The 271-nt window shown below is 70.5% G+C and carries 1 pseudogene; it reads right to left on the bottom strand.

From position 1 onward, the window contains the following. Positions 1-271, bottom strand: a pseudogene (locus IF89_RS44300) (IS110 family transposase); the annotation flags it as partial.

Below are 271 nucleotides of genomic sequence, written 5' to 3'. Positions count from 1 at the left end.
AGGACGGCGATCGCCCTGACCAGGTCGCAGTCGTCGGGCAGCGGCCGATGGAGTTCGGCGTCGGTCCGCAGGATGTTCGCCAGGACGACGGCATCGTGGTGGTCGGACTTCTTGCGGGACACGGCGTGCCGGTCCCGGTAGCGAGCCGCCGCCATCGGATTGGCCGCATAGGCCCGTCGGCCGGACGCTCGCAGGCAGGCCGCCAGCAGACCGCGGGAGGTCTCAATCGCGATCGGGATCGGATTTTCTGGGGCTGTCGCCGTGCTCGGCC

Origin of the sequence: Streptomyces sp. NRRL F-2664 (assembly GCF_000719345.1) — a bacterium.
Classification (GTDB): domain Bacteria; phylum Actinomycetota; class Actinomycetes; order Streptomycetales; family Streptomycetaceae; genus Streptomyces.
The sequence above is the reverse complement of the archived record's forward strand: the minus strand, read 5'-3'. Positions and strand labels throughout refer to the sequence as shown.